The 19,528-nt window shown below is 38.3% G+C and carries 13 protein-coding genes and 1 CRISPR repeat array (1 of these 14 only partly in view); all 13 genes read right to left on the reverse strand.

Features of this window, described 5'->3' with window-relative positions; all coding sequences use genetic code 11:
* Nucleotides 1-2,642: a CRISPR direct-repeat array (repeat unit 28 nt; unit sequence TTTCTAAGCCATCTATACGATGTTGAAC) (it extends 866 nt beyond the left edge of the window).
* Nucleotides 2,643-2,782: 140 nt separating this feature from the next.
* Nucleotides 2,783-3,343, reverse strand: coding sequence for a type I-F CRISPR-associated endoribonuclease Cas6/Csy4 (gene cas6f / locus K7G93_RS07250; protein ID WP_224045714.1), 561 nt, complete (start codon nt 3,341-3,343; stop codon nt 2,783-2,785).
* A gap of 2 nt (nt 3,344-3,345) precedes the next feature.
* Nucleotides 3,346-4,350 (reverse strand): type I-F CRISPR-associated protein Csy3, encoded by a 1,005-nt coding sequence (gene csy3, locus K7G93_RS07255; protein ID WP_224045715.1) that lies wholly within the window; start codon nt 4,348-4,350, stop codon nt 3,346-3,348.
* A gap of 2 nt (nt 4,351-4,352) precedes the next feature.
* Entirely contained in the window at nt 4,353-5,336 is a 984-nt protein-coding gene (csy2, locus tag K7G93_RS07260; protein WP_226690865.1) for a type I-F CRISPR-associated protein Csy2, read from the reverse strand.
* 8 nt (nt 5,337-5,344) lie between these two features.
* Complete coding sequence (gene csy1 / locus K7G93_RS07265) at nt 5,345-6,679, reverse strand: type I-F CRISPR-associated protein Csy1 (RefSeq protein ID WP_226690866.1); 1,335 nt, start codon at nt 6,677-6,679, stop codon at nt 5,345-5,347.
* Nucleotides 6,680-7,137: 458 nt separating this feature from the next.
* The gene (mutS, locus tag K7G93_RS07270) at nt 7,138-9,720 is read right to left on the reverse strand and encodes a DNA mismatch repair protein MutS (RefSeq protein WP_226690867.1); all 2,583 of its coding nucleotides are present in this window, start codon (nt 9,718-9,720) and stop codon (nt 7,138-7,140) included.
* A 131-nt stretch (nt 9,721-9,851) separates the two neighbouring features.
* Complete coding sequence (locus K7G93_RS07275) at nt 9,852-11,249, reverse strand: hypothetical protein (protein ID WP_226690868.1); 1,398 nt, start codon at nt 11,247-11,249, stop codon at nt 9,852-9,854.
* Nucleotides 11,250-11,261: 12 nt separating this feature from the next.
* Complete coding sequence (locus tag K7G93_RS07280) at nt 11,262-12,722, reverse strand: hypothetical protein (RefSeq protein WP_226690869.1); 1,461 nt, start codon at nt 12,720-12,722, stop codon at nt 11,262-11,264.
* Between the two features lie 59 nt (nt 12,723-12,781).
* A complete protein-coding gene (locus K7G93_RS07285) occupies nt 12,782-13,264 on the reverse strand; it encodes a hypothetical protein (RefSeq protein ID WP_226690870.1) in 483 nt (160 codons plus the stop codon).
* A gap of 3 nt (nt 13,265-13,267) precedes the next feature.
* Nucleotides 13,268-13,990 carry a coiled-coil domain-containing protein gene (locus tag K7G93_RS07290; RefSeq protein ID WP_226690871.1) on the reverse strand — a complete coding sequence of 241 codons (723 nt, stop codon included), beginning with the start codon at nt 13,988-13,990 and terminating at the stop codon, nt 13,268-13,270.
* A 1-nt stretch (nt 13,991) separates the two neighbouring features.
* Complete coding sequence (locus K7G93_RS07295; RefSeq protein WP_226690888.1) at nt 13,992-15,527, reverse strand: SUMF1/EgtB/PvdO family nonheme iron enzyme; 1,536 nt, start codon at nt 15,525-15,527, stop codon at nt 13,992-13,994.
* Nucleotides 15,520-16,737, reverse strand: a complete 1,218-nt coding sequence (locus tag K7G93_RS07300) for an ABC transporter permease (RefSeq protein WP_226690872.1) — start codon at nt 16,735-16,737, stop codon at nt 15,520-15,522. The genes K7G93_RS07295 and K7G93_RS07300 overlap by 8 nt, the downstream gene beginning before the upstream one ends.
* Nucleotides 16,738-16,758: 21 nt before the next feature.
* On the reverse strand, nt 16,759-17,463 hold the full coding sequence (locus tag K7G93_RS07305; protein WP_226690873.1) for an ABC transporter ATP-binding protein: 705 nt from the start codon (nt 17,461-17,463) through the stop codon (nt 16,759-16,761).
* A 17-nt stretch (nt 17,464-17,480) separates the two neighbouring features.
* Complete coding sequence (locus tag K7G93_RS07310; protein ID WP_226690874.1) at nt 17,481-19,514, reverse strand: vWA domain-containing protein; 2,034 nt, start codon at nt 19,512-19,514, stop codon at nt 17,481-17,483.
* Between the last annotated feature and the right edge of the window lie 14 nt (nt 19,515-19,528).

The following is a 19,528-nucleotide window of genomic DNA, read 5'->3' on the forward strand; positions in this document are numbered from 1 at the left end:
ACTCCTTAACCAATAAACGGTATTCTTCTAATCATTTCTAAGCCATCTATACGATGTTGAACTCTCTAAATTTCAACTTGTGACAACTTCAACTTTTCTAAGCCATCTATACGATGTTGAACTTGTTGTCGCCGTCGTTGCCGTCGCCAGAGTTTTTCTAAGCCATCTATACGATGTTGAACTATCAGACGTTCATCGTGCAGGTGAAAGACGATTTCTAAGCCATCTATACGATGTTGAACTTTTAATCTTTTTACCATCAAGCCACTCTGACTTTCTAAGCCATCTATACGATGTTGAACCTTCTACTTCATCAAAATTACATCCATAAAAATTTCTAAGCCATCTATACGATGTTGAACCTTGTTTTAATAGAAAGAGGCAAAGGTAATTATTTCTAAGCCATCTATACGATGTTGAACGTTGATTTTTCAAATCGTTTAGCATCGTAAGATTTCTAAGCCATCTATACGATGTTGAACTCTCATCACTTAATCTTGAGGTTTGTTTTTCTTTTCTAAGCCATCTATACGATGTTGAACGGTGGCATTCAGGGACGCATGGAAATCTTGATTTTCTAAGCCATCTATACGATGTTGAACTCCTTAACCAATAAACGGTATTCTTCTAATCATTTCTAAGCCATCTATACGATGTTGAACTCTCTAAATTTCAACTTGTGACAACTTCAACTTTTCTAAGCCATCTATACGATGTTGAACAAGGCGAAACAGGTTTTAGTTTTTTACCAAAATTTCTAAGCCATCTATACGATGTTGAACTAACGTTGATTTTGTCCACTGGTTGCAAGTTTTTTCTAAGCCATCTATACGATGTTGAACCAAATAGATTTTCAACTCTACCCCATCTGCTTTTTCTAAGCCATCTATACGATGTTGAACATTGGTTCATAGGATTTGGTTGGTATGTTTACTTTCTAAGCCATCTATACGATGTTGAACCTTTAGCCTCTTTTTATTTCCGAAAATACATTTTTCTAAGCCATCTATACGATGTTGAACTTTTGAATTCAATGACTAATCCTCAGTTTATTTTTCTAAGCCATCTATACGATGTTGAACACTTACTTTATCACCAACAGACGACACCTGTATTTCTAAGCCATCTATACGATGTTGAACGCTAAATCGCCTTTTCCGACTTGTTGGGATAATTTCTAAGCCATCTATACGATGTTGAACGTTAAGGCTTGCTAATAGCCAATTCCCTGCAATTTCTAAGCCATCTATACGATGTTGAACATATCAGGTGCATTAAAATCAAGGTATTCAAGTTTCTAAGCCATCTATACGATGTTGAACCTTTTTTATATCTGTTTTCGGCAATTTAGAAATTTCTAAGCCATCTATACGATGTTGAACGGCGGAATTGGCGCAAAAGGGCTTGATGCACTTTTCTAAGCCATCTATACGATGTTGAACCAGCTTATTTCTGCAGGATTATCTGCGACAATTTTCTAAGCCATCTATACGATGTTGAACGTTAAGGCTTGCTAATAGACAATTCCCTGCAATTTCTAAGCCATCTATACGATGTTGAACTTACAGCTTAATCGGCGACGCAGCCGAATATTTTTCTAAGCCATCTATACGATGTTGAACAGCAATATACCAATGCACTAGCAATCGCATTATTTCTAAGCCATCTATACGATGTTGAACCGTGATAGTTATACGCTTTATATATCCATGGTTTTCTAAGCCATCTATACGATGTTGAACAGTTGCGAGAAACCCATGTGCTAAAAGTGCTTTTTCTAAGCCATCTATACGATGTTGAACAATCTCTTCACGCGGAATACTGACCGTTGACTTTTCTAAGCCATCTATACGATGTTGAACCAAGAAAGAAATTTTGAAAGAACCCAAACCTTTTTCTAAGCCATCTATACGATGTTGAACTCGGGAGTTCTGTTACACCCGAACTTTAGTATTTTCTAAGCCATCTATACGATGTTGAACGATCTAATGTATTAAATCAAGGGGGTTGATATTTTCTAAGCCATCTATACGATGTTGAACAAAGGCACAGGACAAACAGGCAAACCCCACAATTTCTAAGCCATCTATACGATGTTGAACTGCCACGTGAGCCTGACTTGACTCTCAATGTTTTTCTAAGCCATCTATACGATGTTGAACCTAACGCAAGCCCTTTTTCATTCACTTCAGGTTTTCTAAGCCATCTATACGATGTTGAACGAATGGTTTCAAACGCAACCGCAAGGGAAAGATTTCTAAGCCATCTATACGATGTTGAACTATGGCTTCCATATTCCGCGCGCTTATTGCTTTTTCTAAGCCATCTATACGATGTTGAACGTAATGGAGGTATCTATGCCAAAACGCTCTACTTTCTAAGCCATCTATACGATGTTGAACAAGACTCATTAACGCCTGAAACACTTCGCTTTTTTCTAAGCCATCTATACGATGTTGAACTTCATTTATGAATAATTTTCCGCTTTCTAAATTTTCTAAGCCATCTATACGATGTTGAACCAATTTGTCGCGCATGAAGCGGTAAACAGATCTTTCTAAGCCATCTATACGATGTTGAACGTAATCGTCAGTCCTGCCACTGCGAAGTTTTTTTTCTAAGCCATCTATACGATGTTGAACTAAGAATATTAATAAAAATTTATTGATTCTTCAAATTGTTAAAGAGCATCTGAAAGAAAAACCCTTTTTTACAGCATATTTATAACCCTTTGATCTCATTTGTTAATTTAGCCAGTTAGAAAAAAGGGTTATAAATTAGGTTAAAAGTGTGGCACCGTTGCTTTATTACTTAATCCATAACTACTGAATTGAGCAATATGAGGCTGAGAGGTTTTATTGACTCTTATTGCCAAGATAAAACACTGATTTGTGCTCGCACTTTTTAAATGTACATGTGGAAAATAAGGTGTATTTTGTTGGCGTTGTTGCATTTCTTCACGAATCCCTTCACGCCATTTGTCAATACTCTTCAGGAACTTTTCTGTGCGACGAATCGTACTTTGTCCTTTACGATGCACACGACTATAACAACGATATTCTGCTACAGGAGGAGTTTTATTTACACTACTGATCAACGCATAATCCTGCAATCCTACTTGTGATAATTGTTGATAAAGCCGCCTACAGTCATCTTCGCTACCAAAAATACGCAAAATACCACCGAGAGTACGTCCTAAACCGTAAGCAGGGAAGGCAACGCCCATACGACCTTCAAAGTGTGGTAAGAATTTATGTAATATTTGCATACAATGTCCAACCACTTCACTTTGTAGCATATCCATTTGTGGGATTGCTTTTAGTTCAATGTAATGGCTTGTCATGATTATTCCTTACCGCTTGCTCCAAAGACGCCACCACGGATTAAAACACTCATCACATAATGCTGTTGTTCAATGCTTGGGACTTCATCTTTAAGCACCCAATTATCAAATAACGTATAAAAGTCCAGTTTTGCTTTAGGTTGGCGGAATGCAGTCCCTAACGTAGTCACTGCACCATAAGGTTCAGCTGCAATAGGGAAAACAACTTCATCGGCATACCAAGTATCAATCGTACGAATTGCATTACCCACTTTTTGAGAATGCATACCTGCTTTTTGGTTAATTTCATACAAAATTTTACTTTTGCGATTAGTCGTTGAGTTATCTAACACAAGTTCTTGTGATGGATACACTTCTTGTCCATACCCCATATTGGCATAAGCTGTGATATAAAGAATCACAAATTTTTCACCGAGTAAGCCTGATTTAATTTCATCTGCAATATCTTGAATCTTGCTATCTTCATATGTAAAGCTGTTTAATGAAAATTGTTTCGCATCATCAAAACGAATAATTTCCTCACCACACTTCACTTCTATTTGAATATGCTCAGCCCCCATACGATTACGCCATAACCAACGGGCATTCACGATATTCATTGCATAACGTTTGGCCAGTTCATCAATACCTGTTTGTGTCAAATATTGTTGTACCACTGCCATAACTTGTTGTTGATAGTCCTGATCATTACATACATTTGGGCGCCCAGTAAATGGCAATACTTTCATACTAAAACTTGCCACTAAAGTATCTTTGTCATTATCTAATGTTGCTACATCAACACGCTGTAAATTCGCTTTTTCGGTTTCTGCATCCAATTTTGCAGGATCATTTGTAATCGCGTTTTTAAGGCGGTTTGAAATCGTACCACGTACTGATTTTTCACGGATGCGTAGTGCGGTAAGCTCACCTTGATCATTTTTACTATCTTTTTGACTAAAAATCGCATCTGAAATATCCAAGTTACGTTCAAATGCTAATACGCTTGGGGTTGATAATTTACTCATTATTATTCTCCTTGTGAAATCAGATAAAGGTTATTTTGTGGGGCGCGATAGCGCCAAAAACACTGTGAAAAATCATGTGGTAAGCTAAATGGGAAAACCCACTTGCCTAAACTATAAATTGTTTCAACATATTGGCTTGGATATTGTGTAGTACGACAATTTTTTAATTGTCCCGCATCAAATAAAGGGGAAATTGCTTGATACCCCACAGGGATTGGTACTAACCAACCACGATCTTGTTTAACACTGTAGGTTTGCCAATCAGCTGAGCTTGCTTGTGGATGATTTGGAATATGGTGTAAGGTCGCCATTTCTAACAATGCATCAAGTGCGGTCGCTTCTGGCTGAATGCTGATTTGTGATGATTGCGCATTACCATCTTCGTCTAATAGATCTACGCGCAATCCTGTCTGTAGTTCTGTTGTAATATTAACCAAGTCTGCTTTCGCATCCATCAGTACAAAGGCAGGCATAAGTGCCAATGGAATATCTGGTTCTTCTGCCAAACTAAATAATTGCACATCACCAATCTCTAAGACTGAACCACCCGCGATACGCTGCTGCCATAGTAACTGCTTACATTCCTGTAAAAATTGTTGTGCAGTTTCACTTTGCTTATTTTTCAACAAATCATATAAGCGTTGTTCAGGTACACTCACCTCAACCACTAACGAAACATCTAAATGGATTTTACCTTCTTCAATAATAGAGGCAGATTTACCATCACGTTTGATTGGATTACGGGCTTGCTTAAAAGTGCGGTCAGAAAACGGCGAACTTTGATAAGTTTGTAGCTCGTAATCATGACACGCCACCATCACGCCACCTAATTGCACATTATGATGAGTTAATTTGCGACTCAGTGCATGAATAGCGCCAGTAAACCCTGTTAATGCAGGAAAACCATAACTTAACGGACCAGAAATCGCGTTAGCGCCTTGTAGCTTAATGTGATCAAATAAAATATAGTAATCAGTTTGGAACATATCTCCTCCTAGGAATGGCGTAAACGATAGCGTAGGGAGCGACGTATATTACGACGCCATTCGTTATATTCTGCATCGGCAAAGTCATGTTTTAATTTAGGGAAACGACGTTTTAAGCATTCATTCAACCATAAAGCAAAGCTACGCTCGACTTCTGCCACCCAATCTCCTTTTTCACGTTCTGTACGAAATGCCTCCTCTTCGACTAATTCCGCACGTTTTGGATCAAGCCAGTACTTTTCATGCATATTTAATTGATACTCTTTCGACCACCCTGCTGGTAACCGTTGGTATAAACTGGCGTGAAATAGAAATGTCCTTAAAATAATATTTAAGGCATCAATTCGATCATCACGTACTTGATAAATATTTTTTTTATTTTTTATCACTTCATACAATTGACGTAAGCCATAACGACATGCATATGCCAATCTATCATTAAAAATAGTATTTTGACTCTTTGTGATTTTAAGCTGACCTGAAAAAGACATAATAGGAGGTAAGGAAGGCAATAAATAATTACGCCCTCCTTGCGCACTCATTAACTGAGATATATTTTGTGGTTTGCTCCCACCTAAAACGACTGTGACGAGCTGATTAATGGAAAGGTAACTTACCTGCTCAGATGTTTTTTTATACCTATTCTCACGGGCTTGTTTATTTTGTTCAGAATACCGATTTTGATTAATTTTTTGATAGAAGGCATGAGTTAGAGAAGAGGGATAAAGTGGAATTAAACACGTATAATCATCATCTTCAATTGCATTTTCACTATTAGCCCATAATAGTTGTTTATTACGTTCGTGAGTACTTGGTTGAGTTAAGTCGCCTTTAAGGGCTTGTTGAAACTGTTGTTTATATTGTTCAGATAATGCAAGATCATCAGCAAAACAACCGATTAATTGTGGATCATCCGAGAGTAAAAGATCTCGTAATTTTAACTGTTTTTGTTCATCCACAATAATATTAAAAAATGCAGCTAATGGAAGGGCAGCAGCATTTCCATTAGCATCTAATACTAAATTGATAACACTCTGTGAACCGACATATTGATTGGATAAATCAGTCTCAGCTTGGAAAGTAACATTATCCCCCTTTGCATCGGGGTGAATACCTTTGGCGATATGTGTACCAAATTGCAGTTGTTTTGCCATGATATTAGCAGCATTAGCTACCCAATTATCAAATCGGTACTTTTCATCAAATTCTCGAATGCTCTTAGAGAGCTGCTCAATTTCTGCATCAGAGGTTGCTTTTTCGAGAGCCTTACGTTCTTTTTCAGATTTTTTATAATTTTGCTCTTGTAGAAAAGCCAAAATATATTGTTTAATATTTGAACTCATGATTAAATACCCTTAAAAAAATCAGTTGATTATTTTCTTAACAGCAAATATCAACAGATCAATTATGCTATCAATTTTAGTTTTTTGTTCGGATACTGGTTTTTCTATACTATAGAAATTAATTTGCTGATAAATATGTATAGGGGCTTTAGTACTCTCTTTGATATGGTTCTGCCCTGTTCGTTCATATCTATTCATACTACTTGTCTCCTTAAAGATAATTAATTTAAGCTCATTCTACGAATAAGATCTAATTATGTCAATATAATTTCAAATAATAAAATACACATGATTACATGGATAAAAATAAAGATGAATAAGATACATAAATTACATGTAAGGAAGAGCAAAGAAAAACCGCCTATACGGCGGTAACAAAACATATAAAGAATGCACAAGAGTACATTTTCTAAGCCACTTTTCAGCGGTCCTTTAGTCTACCGTACTTTCTATAAAACTCAAACTAACTTTTTCAACTGATACAAATACGCCAGTGCTTGTTTTGGACTCAGTTCATCAGGATCAAGTTTTTCGAGCATTTCCCAAACTGCATTTTTGCCATCGTCTTCTTCCATCAGAGCTAATTCACCTTGTGTTTGATTGAGTTGGCGTAAGTCCTGAATACGTTGGTCGGCATTTTGTTGTGATAGTTTTTCTAATTGTGCTAATTTTTGTTTTGCCAGTTTAATAACCGATTGTGGTACACCTGCTAAAGCAGCTACCGCTAAACCATAACTTTTACTTGCGGCCCCTTCTTGTACGGAATGCATAAAAGCAATGGTATCATTGTGTTCTAAGGCATCTAAATGGACATTGGCGCTGCCTGCCAGCTGTTCTGGCAATACGGTCAGCTCAAAATAGTGCGTGGCAAATAATGTCAGTGAGCGTAATTTTTTCGCAAGCCATTCCGCGCATGCCCAAGCCAATGACAAACCATCATAAGTCGACGTACCGCGTCCAATTTCATCAATGAGTACCAAACTTTGCGCTGTTGCTTGATGTAAAATATTTGCCATTTCGGTCATTTCCACCATAAAAGTAGAGCGTCCAGAAGCTAAATCATCTGAGGCACCAATACGGGTAAAAATACGATCAATCGGTCCAATGATGGCACTTTCAGCTGGTACAAAACTGCCAATATACGCCATCAAAGTAATCAAGGCTGTCTGACGCATATAAGTGCTTTTTCCCCCCATATTAGGGCCTGTAATAATTAATAAATGACGCTGTGAATTAAGCTGTACTGGATTTGCAATAAACGGCGCTTTTAACACCTGTTCTACGACAGGATGACGCCCTTGTTGAATATATACACCAATGTCATCACTAAATTGTGGTGCGACATAATTTAAACTCTCTGCACGTTCTGCTAAATTCGTCAGCACATCCAGTTCTGCTAACGTTAAGCTCGCAAGTTGTAACGCCCCTAAATGCGGTAATAACTCGTCAAATAATTGCTCATAAAGCTGTTTTTCTAATGCCAATGCAGCACCCTTAGCTTTTAGCACTTTATCTTCATAGGTTTTCAGTTCGGGAATAATATAACGTTCAGCATTTTTAAGCGTTTGGCGGCGTACATAATGGATTGGTGCTTTATGCGATTGCCCTTGGCTGATCTGAATATAATAACCATGCACTGCATTAAAACCGATTTTTAACGTATCAATGCCTGTACTTTCACGTTCACGACGTTCTAAATCCTCTAAATAACGCGTAGCACCCTCTGATAAACTACGCCATTCATCAAGCTCCGCATTATAGCCTGCGGCAATCACACCACCATCACGGATGAGCATTGGTGGATTATCAATTAATGCACGTTGTAATAGATCCAATTGTGTTGAAAACTCGGCAATTGGTTGTAAAAGTGCGGTCAGATTTGGGGAAGTTTGCTGTTGTAAAATTTGACGAATTGCGGGAATTTGCGCTAATGCAGTGCGTAAACGTGTGAGATCGCGCGGACGTGCAGAACGCAGTGCAACACGTGCTAAAATTCGTTCCATATCACCAATTTGATGTAAATATGGTTGCAACTCTGACACTAAATCTTGTGTTAAAATGGCACTTATCGTTTGTTGACGTTGAGTAAGCTTTTCTACATCACGAATCGGTTGGTGAATCCATCTCTTTAACAAACGACTGCCCATTGCAGTAACACACTTATCCAACACTGAAGCTAACGTATTTTCTGTGCTTCCTGCTAAATTTTGAGTTAATTCTAAATTACGGCGCGTTGCGGCATCTAATTGAATGTTTTCAGAATTTTGCAATAAAGTAATGCTTTGAATATGCGGTAAAGCAGTACGCTGTGTATCTTTTGCATATTGTAATAAACACCCTGCTGCACATAAGCCCAAAATGGCTTTTTCCACACCAAATCCACGTAAGTCTTTAGTATTAAACTGACGATTCAGTAATTGTATCGCTGTGCCTAATTCAAATTCCCAAATAGGGCGACGGCGTAATCCTTTGATATGTTCAATCGCAGAAAAATCCGCCAACTCTTCACAATATAACATTTCTACAGGCGAAATACGTTGTAATTCAGCCTGTAAACTCGCGCGATCGTCTAGCTCACTGATTTGAAAACGTCCAGAACTCATGTCTAAAATCGCTAAACCAAAACGCGTTTTCTCTTGATAAAGGGCAGCAATAAGATTGTCTTGGCGCTCAGGTAATAAACTTTCATCACTCACTGTACCCGGTGTCACAATACGCACCACTTTACGCTCAACAGGCCCTTTTGCGGTAGTAGGATCACCAACTTGCTCACAAATTGCCACTGACTCGCCTAATTGCACTAACTTCGCTAAATAACCTTCAACCGCGTGATAAGGTACTCCTGCCATTGGAATAGGTTGTCCCGCTGACTGTCCACGCTTCGTCAATGAAATATCGAGTAATGCTGCAGCTTTCTTCGCATCATCGTAGAAAAGCTCATAAAAATCCCCCATACGATAAAACAATAAAATATCAGGATTTTCCGCTTTAAGGGCGATGTATTGTCGCATCATTGGCGTATGTAATTCTAAGTTATCCATACTTATCTCTATAATTAATCATAAAAGTACGCGCTATTTTCGCATAAAATAACAGGACAAAATATAGCTTTATCTAGACAAAAAGCAGGCGTTCTAGTGATTGCCTGCTTTTTGTTTACTATGCAAAAGATTTATTCACAAATCTCTTCTGTTTGGACTGATTTTACTGCTTTATTAATTAACTCAGTTAATTGTATTTCACTATTCACTTCAGTATTAAAAATCTGTCCGCCCGTTAGATTTGCTAAACAATCAGTCGCATTCCAAGGCGAGTTAATACTGACTATATTGACTTTCAATTTTGGTCGACGTTTTAGTTCCTGCTGAATCAATTGGCACGGATCACGGAAAGTACAATCACCATTGCCTTCTGTAATTAATAAAATCAATGCTTCCCTTTCAATACCGTCTACCATTGCTAACGCCTTCTGTAACCCCTCATAAATTGGCGTACCTGGCACTTCGTTTTGACGCACTTTCATTTTATTAATTTTTTGTTTCAATGTATCACGTTGACCTGAAGTGAAAATACCATGTGATACTGCAGCGGATACTTTTTTACTTTTACTTAAACAACTTTTTAATTCCACCAAACCAATATCAATATTCGGATCAATAGATGCTAAAATATTATTAACCGCCACTTTTGAAGCTGTTGAACGATTTGGCTTACGATACATATAATCAATATCTTTTTGAGGTACCGCTTCACGTGATAAACGTTTATCAAAATCATCAATCTTTTTAATCCCTTCTTTAATGGTATAACGCATACCTGAAGCATTATTGAAAATGATCGCCATCTGTGGTGCCTCAGCAGGAATAATTTTCTGACGACACACCTTTTCTGGCGGTGCAGGTTCAACTTTTGGTAACTCTACTTTTGGCGGTTCTACTTTCGGCTCTTCTACTTTAACGGGCTCAGATGGTATTTCCTTTGGCTGTTCAATCACTGGCTCGACTTTCACAGGCTCAATAGCTGGTACACGCCACCAAAACCACCATAATAACAAGGCTAGTAATAACAATAATGGCAATAGCCACCAATACCAGCGCTTATTCGCCACAGGTGCGGGCACAACAGGTATAGGCTCAGTTGGTTTATCTCCCATTCCCCATCCAGTGATAACAGGTTCATTATTCACTAAATAAATCTGGCGAGTATTGTGGCTAGCCCCTTCGACCAACTGTGTCAAAAGACGAGATTGCGCTGCACTAATTTGTCCTTTATTACTGAGTTCTTGATTGAGTTGACGAATCGCATTTAAACGTTGCATTAAGTGCGGTTGAATTTCAGCTAGTTTTTTCTGATCTTCTGAGCTGTGACTCAATAACTGAGGCTGTCCTTGTAAATCAGTATACCACTCAATAATTTTGCCATCGGCTTGTACTTCTGGGCGCGCAAATAAAGTGGCTGTACTTGGCGGCAAATGTCGTAGTAAAAGACTTTCAACCTCTGAATAACGCGATAGTAATTCAACGGCTTCTTGATTTTCAGTTTGAATGGAAAAACGGGCTAAACGTTGCATCTTAATATCTCTCTATTTACACACTTCGACTTCTGTAATGGGTTTTACTGCTTGATTAATCATATTAATCAGCTGTTTTTGGCTATTGGCTGTAAAAACTTTACCACCCGTTGCTTTTGCTACACAGTTCGCTCCTTTAGCGCCACCAATATCAACAACATTAATTTTCAAACGTGGCTGACGTTGCGCAATTTGTTTCGCTAGCGCGCAAACATCACCAACTTCGCAAGAATCCTGACCATCACTTAAAATTAAAATGAAACCATCACGCTTTTTACCATCAATCATACTTGCTGCTTTTTGTAAGCCGCTATACAAAGGCGTACCACCTGCATTCGGGTCATCATCAGGCGCTGGCTGCATAGCACTGATCTTCGCTCGGAGTTGTTTACGTTTAGTTGGACTGTAATAACCATGATTATTTGCTACAGGACAGCCTCTTAACTCCACCAAACCAATATCTACTGTTTTAGCAATACTATTAATAATGCTAGAAGAAGATTTTTTCGCTACTTCTAAACGATTCGGTGAACGACGCATATAAGCGAAATCCTCTGCTGTCACTAAATCACGATCCCAACGCCAATGGAATTGTTCAATACTCTGATTATTTTCTAATAGCGAATACAACATGGATCTTGAGTTATCAAAAATAATCACCATCTGTGGATTTTCGCCTGGCTTGGTTGAAATTGAGCACACTTTTTTCGGTGCTTCAGGTGTTTTCGGCTTTTCAGGCTCTACTGCCTTTTCTTTTACAGGTGGCTGTGTTACTACTTCTGGTTCAGCCTTAACAGGCTCAATAACCTCTGGTTTTACTGGCTCGACTTTAGGTGGGTCAGGTTTGATTTCCTCAACTATTTTACTTTCTTTCGGCTGTTCAATCACAGGCTCAGTCTTAGGTAGTTCAGGTTGCTTTTCTGATACACGTAACCCAAACCACCACCAAAGTAGTAAGGCTAATAACAATAATAAAGGTAATAACCACAAGCACCAGCGATGTTTTTTCACGGGTATTGCAACAGGTGGTGACGATATAACAGGTTTCTCACCGACTCCCCAACCTGTAATCACAGGCTCATTATTAACTACATAGATTTGAGCTGTGTGATGGCTAGCACCATCAACTAACAATGTAAGCCAGCGTGATTGCTCTGCGCTAATTGCCCCTTGTTTAGTCAAATGTTGATTTAATTGCACTATAGCTTGTAAACGCTGTGTTAAGTGCGGTCTAATTTCAGCCAATTTTTGTTGATCTGCAACGCTATTCCCTAATAAGTAAGGCTGCCCTTGTAAATCGCTATACCATTCAATCGTTTTGCCATCCGCTTGTAACTCAGGTCGAGCAAATAATGTCGCGGTACTAGGTGGTAAATACCGTACAATAATTCGCATTAACTCATCGTAATGAGATAATAAATCTATAGCAGATTGATTCTCGTTTTGAAGCGTAAAACGGGCTATACGTTGCATGATTTTTCCAAACTATTAACAAAAAATAGGCAGCCTTCAGGCTGCCTTATTGAGCCAAATTAAATACCACTTGCGGCTTGTAATGCCTCAAGCTTGCGCTGTAAGGCTTTAATTTCAGCTTGTTTGGTCTCTTCACTTACCGCTGAGCCATTAATATTTTTTAACTGCTGCTCCACTTTTTTGACTTCAGCTAGGACATCATCTCTTCCTTTCGCTTTTTGTTTAAGCTGTGTAGCATAATCTGTAACAGATTTGTTCAGCTTTGCTAATTCAGCTTTCTTTTGTGCTAAGGTACGTTGAACATCTTTCGCTTTTTTCTGTGTACTGGCATATTCTTTATTTAAAGCAGTATGACGACTCTTTTCGCCTGCTAAAGTACGCTCTTTTTCTTGTACACGATTATCGTAAGTGCCTGATGTAGTACATGCCATTTTATTCCATACACTGGATTCAACACTTGGATCACATTGTTCAGGTGTTACTGAGCAAGCTGTCAGTGCAGAAAATGCAGAGACTAAACAAATTAACTTTACTTTTTTCATAAATTACCCTATTTGAATCGCTGAACGTTGTTTTGAAGAGGCATCAACTAAACGCTCATACGCCGCAATTTGTTTATTTAAACTCGCAATTTCTGTCTCAAAACGCCCTACATTTAAGCCATTTGATTTTTCTTTACTCGCAACCTCACGTAAGGTTTGGGCTCTTTTCTTCATTGATGCTAAATTACTTTGTGCAGCGCTAATATCAGCATCAATTTGAGCTAATTGTTTTTGTGCATCCGCTTTTTGCAGCGCACCTGATTTCAATTGCTTGTTCAAATTCGCTAACGCACGATTATTTTTATCAAGCTGTGTTTTGGCTTTAGCTGTTGCTTTTCTTACCATATCAGAATTTTTACGTGTTTCCGCGATGTAAGAGTTTAAGCGATCTTCTTTTTTAGCATAGGCTTTACGTTGTTGTTCAAGGTAATAGTTAGTTCCCATTAACGCGCCACAACCAACCGCTGCACCTGCTACACCTGCGACCGTTGCAGTCGATGCACTTTTACCCGCTAATAACGCTGTGCCTGCGCCAAGTACTGCACCACCCGCGGCCCCCCAAGCACAAGCACTTAAACCTGAGTCGCTAAAGAATTCTGCTTCTTCACCAGTAGATAAACTACTTTTCGACCCAAAATAACTTGAGCCTACATTTTGACAGCCACTTAACGCAATTGCCGCAGAAAGTGTCAAGACACTAAAGATTGATTTACTTGATTTTTTCATTTTAGTTCCCCTGTTTGACTTGAGTACATTTATCCAACCATTGCTGGCGATTAATTTTACTATCTTGATAATATTGTTCTAGATGCTGCCAATAAAGATCAACATACTGAGTTAAATTCCCTTTACCACTACTCTTGACAATATTATTCGTTCGAGCAACTTGTGCTTGAATTGTTGCTTTATGGTAAGTTGCTGAACTACCTACAATTGTATCAGCATAATATTTCAACACAAAATCTCGCGCTTTTTCTGACTCTAATAAGCGATTTTTCGCATTCGTTTCTTTATCTGAATTTGGATAAAGTGCGGTCATTGCCTCAACAATTTTATTATTTTGTTCCACTTCGCCCTGTAAGTCTGAGACATTAGCACATAAAAAGGCACCAAGTTGTAAGGCGGAGCGTATTGCTGAGTCACGCTGTTCATCACGCTCTAAATTCGCTGCACGAAGTTGTTCTTTCGTATTATTTAACTCTTGTTTTAATTTTTCATCCAAGGTGTTATTGGCAAGTTCTTCTAATTTATCCACGATTTTCGTACTTTCACCTTGCCCCTCTGTTTGGTTATCTTGCCCTAAAGTTTCCCACTCTTTTTCCATTAACTTAATTCGCTCACTCGATGTTAATAGTGGTGCGGCGATAACGACACGAAATCCCATATCTTTAGCTTTTTTGGCACCATTTTGATCATAAAATGGAATTTCTAAACGTAATACATTGTTCACATCGGCTTCAGATTTTAAATAGCTGCCGCCACGTGAAATAATGCCACCATCCTGTCCATGGTAACGGTTTAACTTATTCATTTTAAAGCTATCAAACATCATTTCACTGGCATTACCTAAAGTATCAAATATCCCCAATGGGTTAGGTTTTAAGCGACCAATAATCTGTAAACGACCGTTAGCAGACTTTGTATTATTAAACCAAGCATAATTAATCAGCCCCTCTTCCATTGGAAACACTTTTTCACGAAATTCTGATGGTGTGACTGCAACACCACCACGAGAAGCAAACTCCCACTCAGCATTAGTGGGTAAACGGACAAAACCAGCCATGCCATCTTCTTTAGGCAATTTGTCTTTCGCGTGCTTAAGCAGCCATTCATTATATTTTTGAGTGAAGCCCATTGCATCAAACCAACTAAGATTAGTCATTGGCAACAAGCCTTTCATATTTGGCGTACTACATTTTTCATTCATCACTGCTTGATATTGCGTTTCTGTCACTTCGTATTTCGCAATCAAAAAGAAACGTTCTTGATTGTTATCTGCAAAGCCACCTGCGATATAATTAGGCGTTGCATATTCTGCATAGCCATCTTGCTCGCTATTGCCCCCTAAAATCACAGGCATATCTTCTAATGGTTTATGCGTGTTTGTTTTCACGACGCGAAATACCATACTACCGTCACAAGGCAAAGGTAAAATCACATCATTTTCCAAAGGTTGAGGATTATAAAATTTTTCTTCCCATGCTCCTTGAGCTGTTGCACTGATTACAGTAAGCATGAAAAAAGAAGAAGCATATTTAAACATCACGTAAACTCTCCGCTGGTTGAATACGTATTGCACGCATGGCACCAATTGCCGCCACAATCGCCGCAAGCACAAAACAAATGATAAATGCTAATACTAAATGCAATGGATGTAAGCTACTAATAAAATGTGTATCTGCTAAATTACTCGTTAAAATTTGGTTGAATAGCTGACTACCTGTAATAAAAAAGAGATAAGAAAGTATAAATGCGAGGCTACTTAAAATAATGGCTTGCAAAACTAAATAGCCCATTACACCAAGTGACTGAAAACCAAGTAAACGCAACACTGCAATTTCTTTGCGTTTCCGATCAATATTTGCTAAAAAAGCACCTATTAACGAGAGAATACAGCCAATAATAGATGTCATTGCGATGACCATAAAAATGACATTTAATACAGAATCAATTGCCTTTACATTTTCGATTGCTTTTGCCTCTGTGCGAGTATCTATATGTTTATCACGCAATTTCAATGCTAAAGGTGCAACGTCCTCCAAACTTGAGGCATAAATTCTCGCACGTGCAAAGGTGGTTCTGACTTGTTCTCTGATTTTTCCTTGCATAGTTGGGAAAAGATCAGTTTGTAATCCATCACGAAAATCCTCAATCCCAACTAGTGTAGTTAAATCAACAAATGCTGCCGCACGACTAAACTGTGACTCAGGTAATACGCCATCAATAACAAGTTCAATCAGACCTTTCTCTGTAATACCTTCATATTTCCGTGTCGCCAGTAATGTCACTTTATCGCCCGCCTTCACGGCTAATTTTTCCGCTGCTAAAGCGCTTAACACGACACCTTGAGACTGCTGTAATTGCTGTGAGCCTAATACGGGATCACCAGACTCTGTTGGTAATAATTCGACATCTGAGATAAAACGGCGATTATCAGTGCGTAAATCAACAATCGTATTTAATGAACGAGTTAATGGCATCACAAAACGCGTTTCTGGTTGCTGTTTTAACCAGCTAAACCAGTCTGATGATAAATTCAAATTACCCACAATCTTGATTTCTAAATTACGTGGATCATTGATAAGTTGTGAGCGTAATTGCGAGACAATTCCATATTTCAAACTGAATAGCAATAATAATGGCGCAATCACTGCAATTAAAGAAGCGATAATACAAAAAGACACCTTGCGATCATATAACAAATCTCGCAAGGCTAACTGACTTAATAAATTTGCTTTTTGTACTAACATCATGCTCTTAATTCACTTTTTTACTTAAGCTTCACTAAATATTGCTTGTTGAGGTGATACGAGATTCGCTTGCAATGTTCGCAATTGCTTACGCTGAGTTAATGCCCAATCATGAGTGACTAACAAAACAGAAATGTGTTGCTGAGCAACTAATTTTAAAATTAACTCAAACAATATATCAGCATGATAAGGATCAAGCGCTGATGTTGGTTCATCCGCCAATAACAATAAAGGTTTATGTGCTACTGAGCGAATAAATGCAACACGTTGGCGCTCACCAATAGAGAGCTGCTTCGGATACTTTGTCAATAAGTGCTGAATATTAAGTTGCTCACCTAAAAAATCGATCCACTGCTGATCGACCTCTGCGTGTAACAGTGCATTCGGCAACGCAATATTTTGTGCCACATTAAGAAACGGCAATAAGCCACCATGCTGTAACATAAAACCTAACTTTTGCGCCCGAATCTGTGCTAAAGCACGCTGATCTTGCTGCTGAATCAATGGCTGAATATCCACTAACGCCGTTTGTATCCCTAATTGAAAATGAGACAATTGCTCAGGTTTCAGGATTAAACCGATCATTTCTAATAACGTGCTTTTCCCACAGCCACTACTACCTTGAATCGCAACGACTTCACCGTCATTTAGATGCAAGTAAGGCAAAGATACGGTAAAACCTTGTTCTCTTTTACCTCTGGTGACAGACATATTTTCAATGATCAGCACAAATTATCCTCATCCTATTATGGTAATGCTTCTAATGGAACTGGATAAACAAAATCACGTGGATCACTGCCTTCAGATAAGGATATCCAGCGACTTTGATCTTCATTAAATACACGATAATGGCGTAATTTACTGTGTAATTCACGAATAAATTTTTCTTGCTCTTGTACACTCATGCCTTTCCACGTTTCTTCATCAATTGATGTGACTTGGCTTTTATAAGGAATATCATCAAGGTACTCACCTAATAACCCTAAATCAGCAATTTTAGTCGAACTTTCTGCTTTAATTTTACTTGGATCTTGTCCCATCGCTGCTGCCACAGATCGTAGCTGTGCAAACATATCATTCGGCGAAATTAGACCTTCGTTTGCTGCATCCGCAATTTTCTTCACCACATCACTTAAATCACTCAGCTGTGATTTTGTTAACAATACACGGGCTTCTGCAGTTGGTACGGTAGGCTTTGCAAAATCTTTATCACTGATCCACGCTTTAAAAACAGGTGGCGCTTTTGTTCCTTTTTTTCCACCTAAATAAGCCAACTGCATAGCTTTACCTAATAGCATAGCATCTTGTTCAATTTCTGAAGTTGGTGTAGGTGTTGAAACTTTTTCTTTTTCTTTTTCAACCGCACTTAATGCGCTGCCAGCTGCCATTTCACCGCGATAAGCTAATTTCACTTGCGCAGTTAATGCTTTCGCTAAGGTACTAATTTTCTCGCCAAATTCATTCACATCACCTGCATTGACGGGATAATACAGCGCCTTATTTAAATAATTATTAAAGGCAAGATCCGTATATTGTGCTTGTGCTTGCTCATGGTTTTTCACACCCGAAGGCGTTTTTAAATGAAGGGCATAAATCGCAACTCCACGATGTTGCGCTTCTAAACGTAATTGTTTTGCATCTAATCCTGTTGTCGAAATTGGATTATCACCTTCAATTGCACCCGCATCAGTAATTAATACAATGTAACGTGCACCAAATTTATTCCATTGAATTTCATTTAGTGCTTGGTTAATACCAGCATAAGCATCTTCACTAAATTCTTTACTGGAGACCTTTGCTTGCTTTAACGAAGCAACTTTTTGCATGAAGTCTTTACCATCTTTTACTGTCGTTGGATCAACAAACATTTTAGATGTATATTCCAGCCCTTTTACTGCTTTTGTACTAGAACGAAACGCGACTAAACCAAATTTTACTTGTTCGCCTAAATTTTCCTTTTCTATTTGCTCATACACCTGTTTAATTGCCTCGCGTGTGCGATTAATATAAGGATCCATGGAAATAGTAGAATCAATGACAAACACCACTGCCGCACTAAAACCAACGACTTCTTGCGGGTCAGTATGTTTACTTTTCGCCGTATTTGTCGGATCTATTTGGCTAGTTTTACTCACAGTAGGATCAGTGGTAGATTTGGTTAATGCATTCTCATTTTTACTCACAGAAGCCACTTCCAACGCACGTTCATAGAATCCCTTAGCGTTCATTACTTCTTCGCCCTGTAAAATAGGCAATAAATAAAAATTCTTTTGGAAATCGACAAACTCAGCAGGCTCCTGTGCTAAGACGGCTGGATTTGGTTTATTATTAGCTAAATCTTGACGAATAGGTGTCACAAGTTGCATAGGATCATTAGCATTAATCACTTTATCTAACTCAGTACGATCTTTAAAAAATAACAAACGATCGCGATCTGATGGATTAGTAAACACTAATGTCATTTGCATATTCCATGGTACCGCACAGCTTTCATCTAGCCAGCCAACTGTTTTACCAAATGTATCAGGTCCTACTTTTACAAAAGTTTTGCCTGCCACATTTTCACGTTGATACACATAATAACGAGAAAATGCTGGAATTTTTTTACCTGTATTGGCATTGCTCTTTTCCAATAATTCGCAAGTTGGCGTACTTAATACTCGTTGATACAACGTTGTTTTCCCCGTTTGTAATAACGGCTTTTCATTTGCCAAAGCAGTTAAACTTAATGGCAAAGATAAACATAATGCATATAGTGCTGCTAAACTCGATTTAGCCATAATTTAATTCCTCT

This window comes from Pasteurella canis, assembly GCF_020810675.1.
Classification (GTDB): domain Bacteria; phylum Pseudomonadota; class Gammaproteobacteria; order Enterobacterales; family Pasteurellaceae; genus Pasteurella; species Pasteurella canis.

Excerpts from the sequence above, each read along its gene's own strand:
- mutS (WP_226690867.1), bottom strand. The coding sequence starts at position 9,720 with ATGGATAACTTAGAATTACATACGCCAATGATGCGACAATACATCGCC.
- K7G93_RS07275 (WP_226690868.1), bottom strand. The coding sequence starts at position 11,249 with ATGCAACGTTTAGCCCGTTTTTCCATTCAAACTGAAAATCAAGAAGCC.
- cas6f (WP_224045714.1), bottom strand. The coding sequence starts at position 3,343 with ATGACAAGCCATTACATTGAACTAAAAGCAATCCCACAAATGGATATG.
- K7G93_RS07300 (WP_226690872.1), bottom strand. The coding sequence starts at position 16,737 with ATGATGTTAGTACAAAAAGCAAATTTATTAAGTCAGTTAGCCTTGCGA.
- csy2 (WP_226690865.1), bottom strand. The coding sequence starts at position 5,336 with ATGTTCCAAACTGATTACTATATTTTATTTGATCACATTAAGCTACAA.
- K7G93_RS07285 (WP_226690870.1), bottom strand. The coding sequence starts at position 13,264 with ATGAAAAAAGTAAAGTTAATTTGTTTAGTCTCTGCATTTTCTGCACTG.
- K7G93_RS07280 (WP_226690869.1), bottom strand. The coding sequence starts at position 12,722 with ATGCAACGTATAGCCCGTTTTACGCTTCAAAACGAGAATCAATCTGCT.
- csy1 (WP_226690866.1), bottom strand. The coding sequence starts at position 6,679 with ATGAGTTCAAATATTAAACAATATATTTTGGCTTTTCTACAAGAGCAA.
- K7G93_RS07290 (WP_226690871.1), bottom strand. The coding sequence starts at position 13,990 with ATGAAAAAATCAAGTAAATCAATCTTTAGTGTCTTGACACTTTCTGCG.
- K7G93_RS07295 (WP_226690888.1), bottom strand. The coding sequence starts at position 15,527 with ATGTTTAAATATGCTTCTTCTTTTTTCATGCTTACTGTAATCAGTGCA.
- csy3 (WP_224045715.1), bottom strand. The coding sequence starts at position 4,350 with ATGAGTAAATTATCAACCCCAAGCGTATTAGCATTTGAACGTAACTTG.
- K7G93_RS07310 (WP_226690874.1), bottom strand. The coding sequence starts at position 19,514 with ATGGCTAAATCGAGTTTAGCAGCACTATATGCATTATGTTTATCTTTG.